A 16,122-nucleotide genomic window follows, 5' to 3' on the forward strand; every position below is an offset into this window, starting at 1 on the left:
GCTTAAGTTACAAGCCATCCTGGAAGGCTACGATTTAGCAAAATCTCTTGAGTCAGACTTGTGATCAAGAGACAGCTTTATGCGCCTTTTTTAATACCAACTAATACAAATTCTACGTAGTTAAAATTCGTAACTTACGCTAATACCGCCATCGGCTCTTTTTTCGTTGCTGTCGCTTGCTTTACCATAGCCCACATCTAGCTCTAATCTAAAACCAGCGCTGTTCAATCCATTAAAGTTATAGCTGTACGTAAGCCCTATGCCGTTTGTTGTTTCTTCATCAAAAATTCCGCCAATTACACAACCTAGCGTATTAGCAAAGTCAGTTGCTACATCATTAGTTGAACTTTCACACTCTTGGTCTGTATCTCTTGCGCCAATTGCACCTACAAGCGCGCCAAAAGCATGTTTTTTATTATCGCTAACTGCTTGTTCAAAACCGGCTGAAAAACCATCATCAAGGCCTAGTTTATAATTTGCATACCAGCGTTGTGTGTCGTCGTTAGCCGACAAAGACACTTCAGGAATAACTAAATAAGGATAGCCACCCCCAATCGAAAAACTAACATCGTTAGCAAAAGTAGAACAAGAAGCGATAGATAAAGTGAGTAGTAATATTTTTATTTTCATAAAGTTCCCTTTGAGTAAGCATAAAATGTACTTACTTTAGGAACATCATGCAATACGACAAAAAGCTCGTTAAATTTAGCTTTAGTAATAAAATAGGGATTAAATTTTAGCGAGTATTTTATCGCTAGCCGCTTCTATTAAATCGAGCACATTTTCAAAGCCATCATCGCCGCCATAATAAGGATCGGGAATAGCGCTTTGGGCTTGCTCGCCATATTCTAAAAATAGCGCCAGCTTATAGCGTAAATGCTCAGGGCATTGCGCTGTTAAATCAGCTAAATTTTGCGTATCGGCCGCTAAAATTAAATCAAACTCAGTAAAGTCGCTTGTACGTACTTTACGTGAATAAATACCTTTAAAACTATAACCGCGCTTCTCCCCTGCAGCCATTGAGCGACTATCAGGCGTTTTACCTTCGTGGTAACCAATAGTCCCTGCCGAATCAACTTTAACGTTAACGCCTAGCTTTTTAGCACGGGCTTTTAATACCGCCTCTGCGGTTGGCGAGCGGCAAATATTACCTAAACAAACTATGAGTACTTTTTTCATTAAGGCTCCTCTAACTAATTTAAAAACCTAAGCTTTAAAACTGTTTTAAAATACTTGCGTCGTAATCTTCAACGTTAAGCGTTACGTTATGTTGCGCTGCAACAGATTCAAGCTCAGCTTGTTTAATGGCTAAATCGTCCATAGTGATTAGGTTATCGTCTAGCTGCCACAATAACCGAGAGCCCGCATAGCTATAATGAATCGCTAATAACGCATCGGCATTGCCTTCACGGCCAGCGGCTTTTAACTTAGCCATTTTACGGGTTATTTTATTAAGTGCTTTTTTAAGCTCCCACACATAAACAACTTCTGTCATAAACGTATGTGTACGGTATTTATGAAGTAACCATGCAAGCCCAACGCTAGTAATAGCAACACCTATTAAGTTCCAATGAAAGTGGCTACCACTTTCATCAGGAAATAAAGCAATCAGCGTTTGCGATATAGCCAAGCTGCCTACAGCCAAACCAATACCACATCCTGCAATAACACGGTTTAAATGTTTACGGTAACGCGCTTTATTTATTTCAATGAGTTGCATAATAGCCTAAAAAGTTAAGTTTTAATATTTGCGAATGGCTATTGTAACTAAACCCCACATTTTTTATAAAATTATTTCACCCCTTTTTGATTTGCCACCCGTTATAGCTTTGAAAACACCCTAATTGTAGTGGTCAATAAAATTTGGAGCGGCTTATGCACATACTTGAAGTACCTAACAACCCAGTATTTATTAAAACATCGACTGCCGTTATCGGCGGCGCCGCAATGACCTTTGCAGCTTTTGCGTTTATGCAATATTTAATAAGTGGCGAGCAACGCGCACCGGTAAAACCAGGGGACGATATTATAGTAGAAATTTTTCACCTCCCTGAGGATTCAAAAGTCAGGCATATACAAAAAATACAGCCGCCACCGCCAATGCCTAAAGTGCCGCAAAAAGCTCCACCGCTTGATACATCAGCCGATCCTGTGTTGGCAATTAGCGACTTTACGCCGATTACAATTGACGATTTTGGTGGCGACATTAACAACACCATTAATCGCCCAACAGGGGATGCAACACCCATAGTGCGCATAAACCCTAAATACCCAACCACAGCAGCACGCGATGGTGTTGAAGGTTGGGTGCAACTAAGCTTTAGTATTTCGCCAACGGGGGAAGTAATCGACCCAGTAGTTATTAACGCCGAGCCAAAACGTACCTTTGATCGCGAAGCAATACGAGCCATTAAACGCTGGAAATATCGCCCCAAAGTAATTGAAGGTGTGGCACAATTACAAACAGGTCAAACCGTACAGCTCGATTTTAAATTACAACAATAAGAGCGATGAGCCTATGCTACTAAGTATTAAGTCATGGTTATTTGAAACGCCAAGCAAGGACTGCATGGCAAGTTACGCAAAAAGTGGCGACAATCGTTACTTAGAGCAGCTTATTGCCCTCTATAGCAACGACTTATACTACTACTCAGGGTCTGTTGGCCTTTGCGGATTAAAATTTGTTCAAGCTAGGGGCTATTTAATCGCGGCGCGAGGTTTGTAACCTAGTGGGCTAAGTCAAAACCGAGCAACAAAGAGTAAATTGCCCCTAGGCAGAACCCGAAGGGCAGCGCCTGTTTGGCATTAATGCTGCGTTATCGCCTATTTATGGGGAATAACCACACCACATAGGCTCTGCCTTGCCTAAATACCAAACAGACTGCTGCAAATTTAATCTTGAAAGGTCAACAGACCCTATTACGCAATCTAATACGCATTTAGCATACGACGTAAGCCAACAAACATGGCTAAAAGTAATCGAAAAACGCCACCTTTACCAAGCCCAAACCACACCCAAAGCGTGGTTGTTTAAACTTGCCCGCAACACACTCATTGACGAATACCGCAGGCAACAGCACTTTGTAGAGCTTGACGAAAACACGCATTTACCTGCAAAGCAAAGTGAGCAAAGCGATACAAATATAAGTTACGAAGCATTCGACGCCGCACTTAAACAACTCAGCTTTGTACAGCGCGAAGCCATAACATTACAACAAGAAGGCTTTTCGCTCGCCGACATAGAACTTATAACGCAAAGCAGCCTTGAGACCATTAAAACAAGGCTGCGCTATGCCAAGCAAAACCTTAAACGTTTATTAGGAGCAAACAATGAACAAGCCTGATGAGCCGCTTGAGCAAAAGCTCACACAACACTACAAAGAGCGAAAAGCACGCACAACACTTACAAGTGATCAGCAAAAAGTGCTACTTAATAAAGCCACGCACACTAAGCCTAAAAAGATCGGCTTTACGCTACAGCTAACCAGCCTTGCCTGCGCACTCGGTGTGTTCGCCTTTATTGTGTTTGATAATAACAACGTAATAAATACAGAGCCTAAAACCGTACTTAACAGCGTATTTAACACTATAGACATTCACGACTATTCAATTATTAAAACACACGAAATAAACCAAGCTGGTAGCTACGCAAGCTCTATTACAGAACAAAAAGACGCGCTTGATAATCAATTAGCTAACGATTTACGCCGCCACCAACAACGCCACATAGAATACGGCACTCTAGTGAAGGTAGATAACGACTGGTACATAGCCAGCTGTAATGACGAGGTACTCGTACAAATTAAGCATTCACTGTTAAGTGATTTAAAGGGTAAACATGCAGTTGAAAGTAATATAAATACGGGTGATATGCTCGCTATGGCGCATAACGGCAAAGGGCAGATTATTGCACTTAAACGTGCGGCCGCTGGGGTTAAGCAGTGTGGGGCTTAGGTGGATTGGTCCAGTTGAGATTGGTGGTAATTAAAAAATTATTACCACCAAGTAGCTTGTTATTTTATGAATTATTTAAATAAACTCTAATTTTATCTGTTGTAGTGATTTTTTTTCTTTTAATCAATTTTTTATCTGACATCAATGAAGAAAAAGCATCATATTCTTCAGTAATAGGTAATTCAAAGTGAGTTTTAGCTATATTAATTTTTGAAATCTGCTCTGTAGAGAAACCACAGATTTTTTTCACCCCATCCTCAGATAATAAATCGATTTGACAGGTTAAAAATTTAATTAAATCAGAGTCAGTACATAACTCTGAAGCCAACTTAATTAAGTTAACTTCTTTAACTCCATCAAATTGCATATCACAAGCCAAAGAGCTTAAATTAATAGTATCTATTTTAGGACTTTTAAATTCTTCATCACTTAAACTAGCAATTGCCGATAACTTGTTTTCATTGCTCACTTCACCACTTTCAAAAATACGTATTCTGTCTTCTAGTGAGAAAAAAGGAATACAATCAAAAGTCATATTTTCTATAAGATAAATGGGATTGAACTTACTATGCATTGCACGAATTAAGGCCTGACCTTTCTTTGAGTTAGGTTCTACATGCTCAACTAAGTGCCCAAACAACTTCTCAGATACCTCATCAGAAGGCTGAATTATTAGCAAATCAGCAAAACAAGAAGCTAATTCATCAGAATAAAAGAAACTACTTTCACTTAAGCTTTCAAAAATGGCCAGTATCTCAGCATTACTAAAAGCCTTTAATTTAGCAATGGAGCAAAGCGTTTCGTCTCTAAGATCGTAAAACTGATTTGTCTCTAAAAACTCATCTTTATTGCACGAAATTAATAATGGAAGAAGCTCAGGCCTATCTTTCTCAAACTCACTTTTAAGTTGGTCAGAGTAACTTACTAGATGTTCTTTAATTAAGTACTCAAACTTCTGATCAGTTAAGTTATCTAATTCACGATCACGTATATGCTTACTCAAAGGGTTTATTAATGACTGGAATGTAGCTTGTTTTTTAACATTAAATAAAATAATACCTGTAAGACCAAAAAGTAAATCGACATTGTCCAAGTTTTGAACAGCTAAAAGTAAATCTTCAAGATTAGCTGAAACTACTCTGTCTGCTTCTATATTAAAATCTTCGAAGAAATCACTATCATGATCAATATAAGCAAATATAGTGACTAAATTTTCGATAGAAGGTATAACTTTACCTTGTTTTGATAGTTTCAAATGAGTGATGTCATCTAGTTTTGAGCTACTTATACTTAAAAGTGGAATAGGTATACTGCTTATTAACCGCTCTTTTATTTCAAAGGAGATATCAGACTTCAGCATGTGAATTATTGAATTCTCGTCCTCGATACCCCCTTTAGTGGTCTCTATCCAATACTTTTCAACTAACTGCTGAAGTATGTCAATATCAGCAATACTTTCGATTAGCAATTCATCCTTAGCTTTCAGAATATAAGCTAAAGAAAAATCTTCATCTTTGTGAACACAATTAAAATAACTATGTAAGCTAGTTGAGGTAACTCTTATACATCTCTCTTTATATAGAGTTTTATAAACTTCACATTGCTCATCATTTTTATGGTTAAATTCAACTAACTCCAACAAAGGATCAAGCGAAATGATATTATCGAGAATTACTTCTTTGAGTTCCTTTGGCTCACTTGCTATTTCTACAACTGTTTGGGTATTTTCATTAAAATGCTTCGTCAAATAAAGATAATGATTTAAATCAACACTAGAGAAACTTTTTCTCTTACATAATTTAAAACACCACTCCCCAAATTTATCTGTATAGCTTTTACTTAACTCGAGAAAATTAGACCTACTACATACTAAAATTTCGAGCATTGATGATATGTCAATAGACTTACTACTTTCTAACTTATCAATAAACTCAATAAGCAGCTCAGGACTATTATCTAATATAATGCAGCTTTGGTTTAAAAATGGGTGTTTTTCGGAGATTAAATATTCAAAAAGATCAAAGTTAAGAATAGCGGTTTGCGAAAAGCTATTTTCATCCAGTAATTTAACAATGCCTGAAGGGTTATTTAAATAATATTCAAAATTAGGTTTCTTTCCATAAGCAATATTGTTTCTAAAGGTAAAGTCATTACGAGTTAATTCGTCTTCATAGAATATTGAAATGTATTTTTGATAGTCCTCATAGATATATCCTTCACGCAACAAGTAGTGAATAATATGATCTGATTTATAACCTGTAAGGTTTTCTCTTTCCCCCTCAAAAAGAGAACACATTTCCTTGAGTGAAGCACTCTCAACTTTACTTATTAATATTGAAATTTCATTCATTTTACGATTAAGTTGCTCAACTTTTTCATTCGGCTCATCTAGCATCTTTAGCTTTTCTAAGTAACCTTGGATCTCCAAATATTCATCATTTTCAGCTAATGATACTTGTGCGCCATAGTTATACAATTTTAATTCAAGACCTTTTCGCAAACCAGATAAAACAGAATGATAATCGTTATCACTAATAGTCTCTTGCCCAAAATTCCAACCACGCAGCCCAGGGTATTGACTTGTAATTATTTGAAGCTTCCATCTTATGAGCGCTTCATACTCATTTTCAGTAAATTTTATCGCATTTTGAATTTTTTCAATTTTTTCTTCGCACTCACTAATAGTTGCTTTTTTACATTCAACTACTTCTTTTTTTATTTTTGATGTATCAAAAGCAGAAAATATATTCCCACTATTTTGTTGAAGAAGCTCAAATTCATCGGGGAACATGTTTTTAGATAAAACTAGCGAAAATAAGTTATCGTCAGATAAACTTTGATCATGACTAACTAGCTTTCTGTAAAAGTAAAATTCGTTAACTATGTTTTGCAAAACCCTCATATCTGCAATAAAAACAGTAACATCTCTTAAAAATCTTCGAGAAATTTTTTCATTTTTAATTGTAGAAATTAATTCAAGAATTTTATTATATGAGTTATTTGAATGAATAATCGGAATTATGGGTAGAATAAAATCGAAGAATTTAGTTCTTTCTGTAGCTGAAAAGCAATCGTCTTTAGTTACATAAATAAACTTAACCCCTTTTTTATGCTTCTCTCTGACTGCATCACTATTATTTAAAATAATGTTTATTTCACGTAATTTTGTAAAAATCTCAGGCTTATTTAACCTTTCTAAATCCTCAAATATCACTTTGTTGTATTGTGAACTAGAAAAGAAATACACCAGTTCATCAAGGGTTCTATTTAATACAGAGTCCGATTCTGAAAAAAAACTGATTTCTGCACTGGTCGGGTTTAAATAGCTTATTTTAGAAAGTGGTAGGGTATTCTTTAAATACTTAAATATAAATGCAATACCAAGTAGGCAACCTACAAGCATAACTAAGGATAAACCAATGTTAAAAAACTCTAAATATTTCCCAAGTATTGGCCTAATAGGATCAATAAAAATATAACTTTTTGGATTAAAAATATAAAAAATAGACAGAAGCCAAAGCGAAGCAAGTATGTAGCTCTTCCACTTGGTAGTATCTTTGGAAGTAGCTAATTTACTAAAGCGAGATTTTGGAATTGTTGAAGAAGGCACTTTATAAATAATTTGTTGGACAATGCTTTTTTCTATATTTGCAAAGTCAAAAACCTCTGACTTACTTGATTTATTATTCCCACCTCCCACTTCATCAACCTGAAAAGCAGCTAGTGAAACATCAATTGATGTATTAGAAAACTCAGAGTTCTTCTTTTTATAAGAGCTCACAAAGCTAGATTTTCCAGATGAATACGGGCCTGTTATAGCAATATTGTATGCTTTATCAGATGCAATAACTTGGTCAAAAACATTTGAGACATCACAATCTATCTCAACTTCATCTGTTGCACTTAGGAAGTATGGCGTATATCCATCATTCTTTTTTTCAGATGGGATATCTTCAGCTGGAATATCTTCAGAAATCATCGTATAAAATCCTTTTAAAATAGCTTAAAAATTTTAAGCTAGCATATCTCAGTTTTTAATATAACAAAACTATCAACCATATAATTAAGTTAATAACATATTGTTTGGAAAGAAAAAATAAGTTAGCACGACGCGCCAGCTAGCTGTTCACCTACAAAAAACACTACATATAACTAGCTTTCGGTGTGCTCATTGCATTAGCGATCCGTTGGGTTTCGTGCCACTCAACCCAACCTACGTACGCTATAAACGTGAGCCTAACGCTAAACAAATAATTGTTAATGATTACTGCTTTAAAAGTCGCTTTTCTGGATTGTTTAAGTACTTTAAGCCAATGGTAACTATGCGTGTATGTACCATTGTTATAACGCGTATTTGCACATTGCCAATAACAACAATATCGCCTTTACTGACTTCTCCTGAGAGCTTTTGGTTAATCACTTCTTCCAAGCTTATCTCTTCTGGGGCGTCTATGTGCATATGGTAAGAGTAAAATATATCACCTACCAACGTTACTCCTTTCACTTTAAGTTCGTTGTGAGCTAAGTGGCTATCTTGATGGTTTGTTTTATCGGTTGCTGTAAAAACTAAATCAACAAAAGGTCTGTTATCTGGTTTTAAAACAACAAATAAGTGATCGTTTGCTTTTAACTTAGTTGAGCCTCGTGGCGGTATGATTGACGGACCCCGTGTGATCATAGCAACAACCACACTCTCAGGAAGTGCCGCATGTGACAAGCTGCGCCCAGAAACCCGAGAAACATCACTTAAGGTGTATTCTACAATTTCTATATCAATATCGTTTAGCGCTGTAATTTCAAGCGTTGCAGCAGCGAGATCAGGTGGCGGCTCTACTAAATTAAGTTTTTTAGCCATCCAAGGCATTGTTGAGCCCTGTAACGTGGCTGAAATTAACACCACGAAAAAAACGACATTAAAAATAAGTTCAGCCCCTGAAAGGCCAAATAGTAATGGGAATATAGCTAAAATAATGGGTACTGAGCCTCTAAGGCCAACCCAAGATACAAACAAGGTTTCGCGATTATTAAAGCCAAACAGTTTTAAAATAGGCGCTACCGCTAATGGGCGAGCAACAAAAATGAGTGCCAATGCAATAAGCAATCCTTCTAACCATACATCAACCAACGACGACGGATTAATAAGAAGTCCTAATACAACAAACATGGTTATTTGCCCAAGCCATGCTAAGCCGTCATGAAAAAGAAAAATACCGCGTTTATATACAAATTTGCTGTTACCTAAAATAACACCCGTTATAAATACAGCTAAAAACCCACTGCCGCCGAGCGTTGCAGAAAGGCCAAAAGAAAGCAGTCCAAATGCGGTTACCATCACTAAATACAAACCCGATGCATTTAGTTTAATTCGATTAATAAACCAAACCGATACCTTACCAATTAAAAGACCACAAATAGCGCCAACACCCATTTGTTGAGCAAATAACTGTAGTAAATCCAGCCCTATTGGCATGTCGTTAACGAGCATTTATAACAAACCAACTGTTAGAAAAATAGCCATTGGATCGTTCGATGCACTTTCTATTTCAAGGGTAGATTTAAGCTTTTTGTTTAAGTGAATACCCGCACTTCGTAAAAGCGCAAACACTGCTGCGGCATCTGTAGAGCCAACAATAGCGCCCAGTAAAACACCTTGTAATATGGGCAGGTCTAAAATATAAGTGGCCACAAGGCCTGTAATTACAGCGGTAAATAACACCCCGACGGTTGCTAAAGCAGACGCGGGTTTCCACACTTGTTTAATTGAACTGGTAGGCGTTTGTAAACCGCCATCAAATAGAATAATGGCAAGCGCAAGAGTACCCAAAGCATGTGCGGCCTCTGCGTTGTCGAATGAAATACCTGCAATACCGTCTTCACCTGCGAGCATACCTACAAGTAAAAATAGCACCAGTACAGGTAAGCCAACGCGTGCAGATAACTTGCTCGAGATCACTCCTAGTAAAATTAATATGGCACTAACGAGAATGATATTATCAATTGCAAACATAGTGTGGATTTACAGCCTTATATGAGTTGAAAAGTAAGAATTGCCAGCTATCAAAAAGCTTAAAGCTCATGCTATACAATAACCTAAAAAATATAAATACGGGTACTTAAGTCTATAATTAAATAGTTTTTCTAATAACTATAGAGCCTTTGAGTTTGGTATTGCTTGGCTCTATCTTAATTAGCTTTATTTATTTTGAAAACAAAAAAGCCTGCGATTAAGCAGGCTTTTGAGTATTTAAATAATCAAATTTTATAAAACAATAATGCTTGTTACTAAGTACGCTAAAAACGTAAGGCCACCACCAAATAAGGCATACGGTAGCTGCGTTTTAACGTGGGTGAGTAAGTCACACCCCGATGCAATAGCCGATACAGCGCTGGTGTCGGATATAGGCGAGCAATGATCGCCAAATATACCACCACCCAAAATAGCACCTACAACAAGCGATGGCGGTAAACCTAGCGCTTGAATAAGTGGCACACCAATTGGGATTAATATAGCAAACGTACCCCACGATGTACCTGTAGTAAACGACATAACTGCGCCGGTTAAAAACAGCACCGGTACTATTAGGTAAATAGGTAAGTAGTCACCAACAAGTGACGCTACAAATACGCCAGTACCCAGCTCTTTTAAGCTTGCGCCAAGTGTAAGCGAAAGCAGTACAATGGCGACCAATGGCATTAATTCGCCCATACCTTTAAAACCGGTATCAACTAATTGATGGTGCGTAAATTTACGTGAGCCAATCATTAAAAAGTAAGCGACAACAATGGCTAAAACCGTTGCGTACAATACTGACTTAGAACCACTACCCTCTGCCAATACACCATTACCGGTGTAATACATAAAGCCAACCATGCTGGTAATGAGCGTAATAAGCGGGATTAGCATGTAACGCGCTTTAGAGGCTTTTATTTCATCTTTTAAGTCGGTTGTTTGAAGCTCTAGTTTTTCTTCGGCTTCTTTCATTGGGCCATGCACTTTATCAAACGCGATTGTGTAAAAAACAATAACAAGGGTAATTATGGCGTAAAAGTTATACCCAACGCTGCCCCACAAAACCGATACAGCCGATTCACCTAGCTCGTAGTTACCTAACAAACCAAGTACAAATGCACCCCAACCGTTAAGTAGTATTAAAATACACACTGGCGCACTAGTGCTGTCAATAATGTACGCTAGACGCGCTCGACTCATTTTAAATTTATCGAACAAGCCACGCGATAAAATACCCGAGGTAAGTACGCTCAGGTTAGATTCTATAAACACCGCAATACCGGTAAACATGGTTAAAAAGCCCACTTGGCGCTTACTTTTTGCAATGCCTTTGTTCATTAGCATATTAACAGTTGCTGCAACGCCGCCAGATTCGCGAATGTAGGCAAGCAGTGCACCAATTAAAATACTAAATATTAATATGCGTGTATTACCTGGCGAGCTGGCAACCGAAATAATACGTTCAATGGTATTTAAAAAAGTATCAAACAAGCTATTACCTTCGCCCTGAAAGGCGAGTAAAAACTCAGAAGAAGCAACAGCAACAAGTAGCGCCATAATCACTTCTTTTCGCCAAAACACGATAGCAATCGCAATTAGCGGCGGTAAAATAGAATACCAATGCATAAAAAGTTAACCTTAATTATTAGCGAGTAAACCTCGCTTTGTACGCGTTTTAACGCTTATTTGTTAAGCCTAACAACATAAACCGGCTTAGTTTTATAGACCGCTTAGCTTAATGGATTGGCTTACTCAAGTCACCTGTAAATAAATCACTTAAGGTGGCACAGTTAGTACGTTTTAACCTATACGATAGCTTATTGATTTAGTAACGCTTCATAAATAAGCGACACTACCGATCCGTACTGTGCGGTTTCAAATTGTTTGCCTGTAAATTCGTAACGTTTTAGCGAGCCTTTAATTGCACTATGGCGAGCATTGGTAAGTAAAACAATAGCCAAGTCGTAAGCGGGGTCAATTACGGTCACTGTACCTGTCCAACCTGTGTGGCCATAAGCCTGCGCGCTTGCATAAGGGCCAAAGTGCCAACGCCTTGCTTGGTTGTTACCAGCAAGCCTAAAGCCAAGCCCGTAGGTTTCGTCGCTTGATTGCGGCGTTAAAAATTGCGCTAAGGCGCTTGTACTAAATAATTGTTGGTCACCGTAGCCGCCATTATTTAATAATAGCTGGCAAAGCACGGCTAAGTCGTGAGCATTACTAAATAGCCCCGCATGCCCTGCTACGCCATCAAGAGAATAGTAAGCGCGCTCGTCGTGCACTTGGCCTTGTAAAACCCCAGTGCGAACATTATCAAACTTAATGCGCCCGTCTCGCGTGTTGCCGCTAAGCTCAGTGGCTGCAAATTGCTGTGGCTTAAAGCCTTTTTTAAGTGGATTAAATAACGTGTTAGTTAATTTTAGTGGCGCGTACACTTGCTGCTCTAGGTATTCGTCAAGGGGCTGCCCTGTAATGCGCTCAATTAGTACGCCTAAAATCATGTAATCAATATCTGAGTAAACATGCTGCCCAGATGATTTACTACTAAAAGGCACGCTGGTAAGTAATAGCTGTTTGGTGGTTTTACTGTTTTGCGAATAAAACGCGTCGCCATTGCTGCCATCTTTACGGTGAAAGTCAAATACTGGCGGGTATCCGGCGCTGTGAGTGAGTAAGTCTTTTACTGTGCGCTTTGCTCGGCCTTCGCCTTTATATTCGCTTAGGTAGCTTTGCACGGGTTTATTAATATTTAACAGCCCTTCGCTTACTAATTTCATAAGTGCAAAGTTGGTGGCAAATATTTTGGTGTTTGAGGCAAGATCAAACAAGGTATTAGTTTGCATGGACTCTGGACGAAGTAGCATTAAATCACTTTGCTGATATTGCTTTGCATCGCCATAGGCGGTTAATTTTATTAGCTCACCATTTTTAACAACGGCCAACACAGCCCCAGGAAAACCTGCTTTTACATCGCGTTCAATTAATGCGTCTACTTCAGTAAAATCTATATGCTTTTTTGGTTCATCGCTTAAAGTAGGAAATGCAAAACGCAGCGTTAAACTTGCGCCAGCAGGGAGAATATTTTCAACTTTAAAGGTATTAACACCGTTGTGAGTATTTTTTGCCAAACTGTAATTATATAAGGTGTTGGCGCTTAGTTGGTTAACGTCGAGCTTTTTATTATTAATGTAAATATCGGCGCTTTGTGCGTTATGGTTTTGTATTAATAATTGCCCGCGCCCTTTGTAAGCTTTAAACGTGCCTCGGTTATTTACATAAAACCGGCTACTTGGATTTACCTCAGGAAACGTTACAACCACTTGTGCATTAGGCAGCTCTACAAGCTGGCTTTTTGTAAGTGGTAGCACCGAGCTAATAGGCTCAGGTGGTGTACTACAACCCACAATAATAAAGCTCAATGCCGCTATAAATGCTTGTTCGATATAACCACACCTTTGATTTTTTACAGCAATAAACATGCTTAGCCCTTATTTATATAACAAGTAAGGCGCTCTTTGCGCTTTAAATTGCTCAAGCCCCGCCTGCCAGCTTTGTTTTATTTGCGCTTCTGATTGCCCTGCTTCAATAGCTAAGCGCAATTTATTAGTACCCGCTAGCTTATCCATAAAGTCAGCGCGCTCAAAAAACGAGATGTTATTTTTAGTAAGCTCCGTGTACGCATTTATTAAGTAAGTTAAATTTAAACCTGAAATATTTGCTTGTCTTAAATCGAGCCCTTGCACGGTTTGGTTTTTAAATTTAGGGTTTAAAGCAGCGCCTTTAATTGCGCGCGGTGTAAAATTAAAATCACCTAATGCTACTGGCGAATAGCCAATTACTTGAAATGCAAAGTCGGTGCCTCTACCAATGCTAATAGGCGTTGCTTCAAAAAAGCAAAGTGATGGGTAAAGCGCAATGGCTTGATCGTTAGGTAAGTTAGGGCTGGGTTTTACAGGCAAGCTGTAAGTACTTTTGCGAGTGTAATGATCAACAGGGATCACCGTTAATTTTAAATCGGCCGCTTTATTGATCCAGCCCTCGCCTTTGATCATTTTGGCAAGTTCGCCAACGGTCATGCCGTGTAACACAGGAATTGGGTGCATGCCTACAAACGATTTAAATTCTGGCTCTAATATTGGCCCATCAACGTAGGTAATATTTGGATTGGGCCTGTCGAGCACCAAAAATTCTATCCCCTGCTCTGCAGCGGCTTCCATCATGTAGTGCATAGAGCTTATGTAGGTATAAAAGCGCACTCCCACATCTTGAATGTCAAAAATAATCACATCAACATCGGCTAAAGCAGCTTGGCTTGGTTTTTTATTTTTACCGTAAATAGAAATAAGTGGAATACCGGTTTTGCTATCAACGGCATTTTTTACATGTGCGCCCGCATCGTGATCGCCACGAAAGCCATGCTCAGGTGCAAAAATTTTAGTTATGTTTATGTTTTTAGTCAGTAGAGTATCTACTAAGTGAGTTTCCCCTACGCTTGATGTTTGATTGACTACTAGCCCTACACGTTTATTTTTTAACTGCGGTAAATATTTAGCATATTGCTGCGCACCTACTACAAGTGAGTTATTAACTTCGTGGGCGTGCACGCTTGCAATAAAAATGGCGCTAAAAATAAAAAATAAAGTAATAAATAGGGTTTTAAACATACTGCAATATCCTTTTAAACAAGGCGTTTAAAATAACATAGGTAATAATAAAGAGCAGCTTTAGAAAGGGGCTAAGTGGGCTTAGATATAGTGATTAGATATAGCCATTAGAAGCTGGCGCTTCTCACGCGAGCAAGCTCAGCGTCTACAACGGATAAATAAGCTCGGAGTTTAGATTTAAAAATTAGAGCTAGTTTTATTTGAAAATACCACCTCTCATTTTAAGCTTAAAGACCGTATTTAACCTTCTTAGAGCTAAAAGCTTCTAGTTATTTAATTTCTTGGTCAATGAACCACTTAAAGATCTATTACACATAGAGAAGCGAAAGAGAAGTAAATGAGAAGACATAAGCCCGGGTTTATTAATTTAGCTTAGCTTTATTACTACCTCTAAAAGCGCAGCGCCTCTTAACCTCTTTGTGAATAAATTACTTATTTCTGGCGTTGCCAACGAATAAAATCTTATAAATTATATTTTTGAGGGGGGAATAGAAGCTGTCGCTTCTCACGCGAGCAAGCTCAGCGTCTACCACAGATGAATAAGCTCGGAGTTTGGATTTAACGATTAGCACTGGTTTTACTTGTAGGCTTACAGCTTGCTGACGCGACGAACGAAGCTCGTAAATAAAGTATCAGTTATGTCGGTGGTAAGTAATTAGAAGCTGGCGCTTCTCACGCGAGCAAGCTCTGCGTCTACAACGGATAAATAAACTCGGAGTTTGGATTTAAATATTAGAGCTAGTTTTACTTGTAGGCGTGCAGCTTGCTGACGCGACGAGCAACGCTCGTAAATAAAGTATCAGTTATATCTGTGGTAAGTAATTAGAAGCTAGCGCTTCTCACGCGAGCAAGCTCAGCGTCTACAACGAATGAATAAACTCGGAGTTTAGATTTAAAGATTAGGGCTGGTTTTACTTGTAGGCGTGCAGCTTGCTGACGCGACGAGCGAAGCTCGTAAATAAAGTATCAGTTATATCGGTGGTAAGTGATTAGAAGCTGGCGCTTCTCACGCGAGCAAGCTCTGCGGCTACAGGAGTGGTAGTTTACGTTTCACTTTATTTTAGGCACAAAAAAACCGACTTAATGTCGGCTTGTTTATGAAAGTGGTGGACGCAGGACGTATCTTGTAAGAGTGAACCTCCGACTTCTTGGTTCTCAATCCTCCTAAACTCTACATTTCACTTTATTTTAGGCACAAAAAAACCGACTTAATGTCGGCTTATTTATGAAAGTGGTGGGCGCAGGAGGATTCGAACCTCCGACCGCTCGGTTCGTAGCCGAGTACTCTATCCAGCTGAGCTATGCACCCACTTTCATAGATTGCTTATTTAAACTCTAAGCAGAGCGTATAAATTCAGACATAAAAAAACCGATTTCCATCGGTTTATTTTTCTTACACTTAAAAGTGTATGAAAATATGAAAGTGGTGGGCGCAGGAGGATTCGAACCTCCGACCGCTCGGTTCGTAGCCGAGTACTCTATCCAGCTGAGCTATGC

At 38.4% G+C, this 16,122-nt stretch carries 10 protein-coding genes, 1 tRNA gene and 2 pseudogenes; 4 read left to right on the top strand and 9 right to left on the bottom strand.

Going from position 1 to position 16,122, the window contains the following annotated elements; translation table 11 throughout:
- Positions 1–120: 120 nt before the first annotated feature.
- The 3 genes from I6E85_RS20050 to I6E85_RS20060 all read right to left on the bottom strand — a co-directional run bounded on the left by I6E85_RS20050 (position 121) and on the right by I6E85_RS20060 (position 1,720).
- Entirely contained in the window at positions 121–630 is a 510-nt protein-coding gene (locus I6E85_RS20050) for a hypothetical protein (RefSeq protein WP_007583799.1), read from the bottom strand.
- Positions 631–729: 99 nt separating this feature from the next.
- Positions 730–1,179 carry a low molecular weight protein-tyrosine-phosphatase gene (locus tag I6E85_RS20055; RefSeq protein WP_010555493.1) on the bottom strand — a complete coding sequence of 150 codons (450 nt, stop codon included), beginning with the start codon at positions 1,177–1,179 and terminating at the stop codon, positions 730–732.
- A 34-nt stretch (positions 1,180–1,213) separates the two neighbouring features.
- Positions 1,214–1,720, bottom strand: coding sequence for a DUF3087 domain-containing protein (locus I6E85_RS20060; protein WP_007583795.1), 507 nt, complete (start codon positions 1,718–1,720; stop codon positions 1,214–1,216).
- Between the two features lie 155 nt (positions 1,721–1,875).
- Here I6E85_RS20060 and I6E85_RS20065 point away from each other — a divergent pair, with 155 nt between their 5' ends.
- From I6E85_RS20065 to I6E85_RS20075, 4 genes and pseudogenes are all read left to right on the top strand, one after another.
- Positions 1,876–2,505, top strand: coding sequence for an energy transducer TonB (locus tag I6E85_RS20065; RefSeq protein WP_197237282.1), 630 nt, complete (start codon positions 1,876–1,878; stop codon positions 2,503–2,505).
- 13 nt (positions 2,506–2,518) lie between these two features.
- Positions 2,519–2,650 (top strand): annotated as a pseudogene (locus I6E85_RS21100) (RNA polymerase sigma factor); the annotation flags it as partial.
- Between the two features lie 211 nt (positions 2,651–2,861).
- Positions 2,862–3,344 carry a sigma-70 family RNA polymerase sigma factor gene (locus I6E85_RS20070; protein ID WP_231621108.1) on the top strand — a complete coding sequence of 161 codons (483 nt, stop codon included), beginning with the start codon at positions 2,862–2,864 and terminating at the stop codon, positions 3,342–3,344.
- Positions 3,331–3,954, top strand: coding sequence for a hypothetical protein (locus tag I6E85_RS20075; protein WP_197237283.1), 624 nt, complete (start codon positions 3,331–3,333; stop codon positions 3,952–3,954). Before I6E85_RS20070 ends, I6E85_RS20075 begins: the two co-directional genes overlap by 14 nt.
- 64 nt (positions 3,955–4,018) lie before the next feature.
- On the opposite strand, the gene I6E85_RS20080 is transcribed toward I6E85_RS20075, so the two are convergent.
- The 6 genes and pseudogenes from I6E85_RS20080 to I6E85_RS20105 form a co-directional block, all read right to left on the bottom strand.
- Positions 4,019–7,933, bottom strand: a complete 3,915-nt coding sequence (locus I6E85_RS20080; RefSeq protein WP_197237284.1) for a hypothetical protein — start codon at positions 7,931–7,933, stop codon at positions 4,019–4,021.
- A 285-nt stretch (positions 7,934–8,218) separates the two neighbouring features.
- Positions 8,219–9,961: pseudogene (locus tag I6E85_RS20085) on the bottom strand (potassium/proton antiporter).
- Positions 9,962–10,213: 252 nt separating this feature from the next.
- Positions 10,214–11,590, bottom strand: coding sequence for a Na+/H+ antiporter NhaC family protein (locus tag I6E85_RS20090; RefSeq protein WP_007583783.1), 1,377 nt, complete (start codon positions 11,588–11,590; stop codon positions 10,214–10,216).
- 191 nt (positions 11,591–11,781) lie between these two features.
- Positions 11,782–13,440, bottom strand: a complete 1,659-nt coding sequence (gene pbp4b, locus I6E85_RS20095) for a penicillin binding protein PBP4B (RefSeq protein WP_197237285.1) — start codon at positions 13,438–13,440, stop codon at positions 11,782–11,784.
- Positions 13,441–13,449: 9 nt separating this feature from the next.
- Entirely contained in the window at positions 13,450–14,625 is a 1,176-nt protein-coding gene (locus I6E85_RS20100; RefSeq protein WP_197237286.1) for an exo-beta-N-acetylmuramidase NamZ domain-containing protein, read from the bottom strand.
- A 1,232-nt stretch (positions 14,626–15,857) separates the two neighbouring features.
- Positions 15,858–15,934, bottom strand: a tRNA-Arg gene (locus I6E85_RS20105).
- Between the last annotated feature and the right edge of the window lie 188 nt (positions 15,935–16,122).

This window comes from Pseudoalteromonas sp. NZS71 (assembly GCF_015864715.1).
Lineage (GTDB): Bacteria > Pseudomonadota > Gammaproteobacteria > Enterobacterales > Alteromonadaceae > Pseudoalteromonas > Pseudoalteromonas arctica.

What these genes read in the sequence shown, in the direction of transcription:
- I6E85_RS20050 (WP_007583799.1), bottom strand. Translation starts at nt 630, where the DNA reads ATGAAAATAAAAATATTACTACTCACTTTATCTATCGCTTCTTGTTCT.
- I6E85_RS20055 (WP_010555493.1), bottom strand. Translation starts at nt 1,179, where the DNA reads ATGAAAAAAGTACTCATAGTTTGTTTAGGTAATATTTGCCGCTCGCCA.
- I6E85_RS20060 (WP_007583795.1), bottom strand. Translation starts at nt 1,720, where the DNA reads ATGCAACTCATTGAAATAAATAAAGCGCGTTACCGTAAACATTTAAAC.
- I6E85_RS20065 (WP_197237282.1), top strand. Translation starts at nt 1,876, where the DNA reads ATGCACATACTTGAAGTACCTAACAACCCAGTATTTATTAAAACATCG.
- I6E85_RS20075 (WP_197237283.1), top strand. Translation starts at nt 3,331, where the DNA reads ATGAACAAGCCTGATGAGCCGCTTGAGCAAAAGCTCACACAACACTAC.
- I6E85_RS20080 (WP_197237284.1), bottom strand. Translation starts at nt 7,933, where the DNA reads ATGATTTCTGAAGATATTCCAGCTGAAGATATCCCATCTGAAAAAAAG.
- I6E85_RS20090 (WP_007583783.1), bottom strand. Translation starts at nt 11,590, where the DNA reads ATGCATTGGTATTCTATTTTACCGCCGCTAATTGCGATTGCTATCGTG.
- pbp4b (WP_197237285.1), bottom strand. Translation starts at nt 13,440, where the DNA reads ATGTTTATTGCTGTAAAAAATCAAAGGTGTGGTTATATCGAACAAGCA.
- I6E85_RS20100 (WP_197237286.1), bottom strand. Translation starts at nt 14,625, where the DNA reads ATGTTTAAAACCCTATTTATTACTTTATTTTTTATTTTTAGCGCCATT.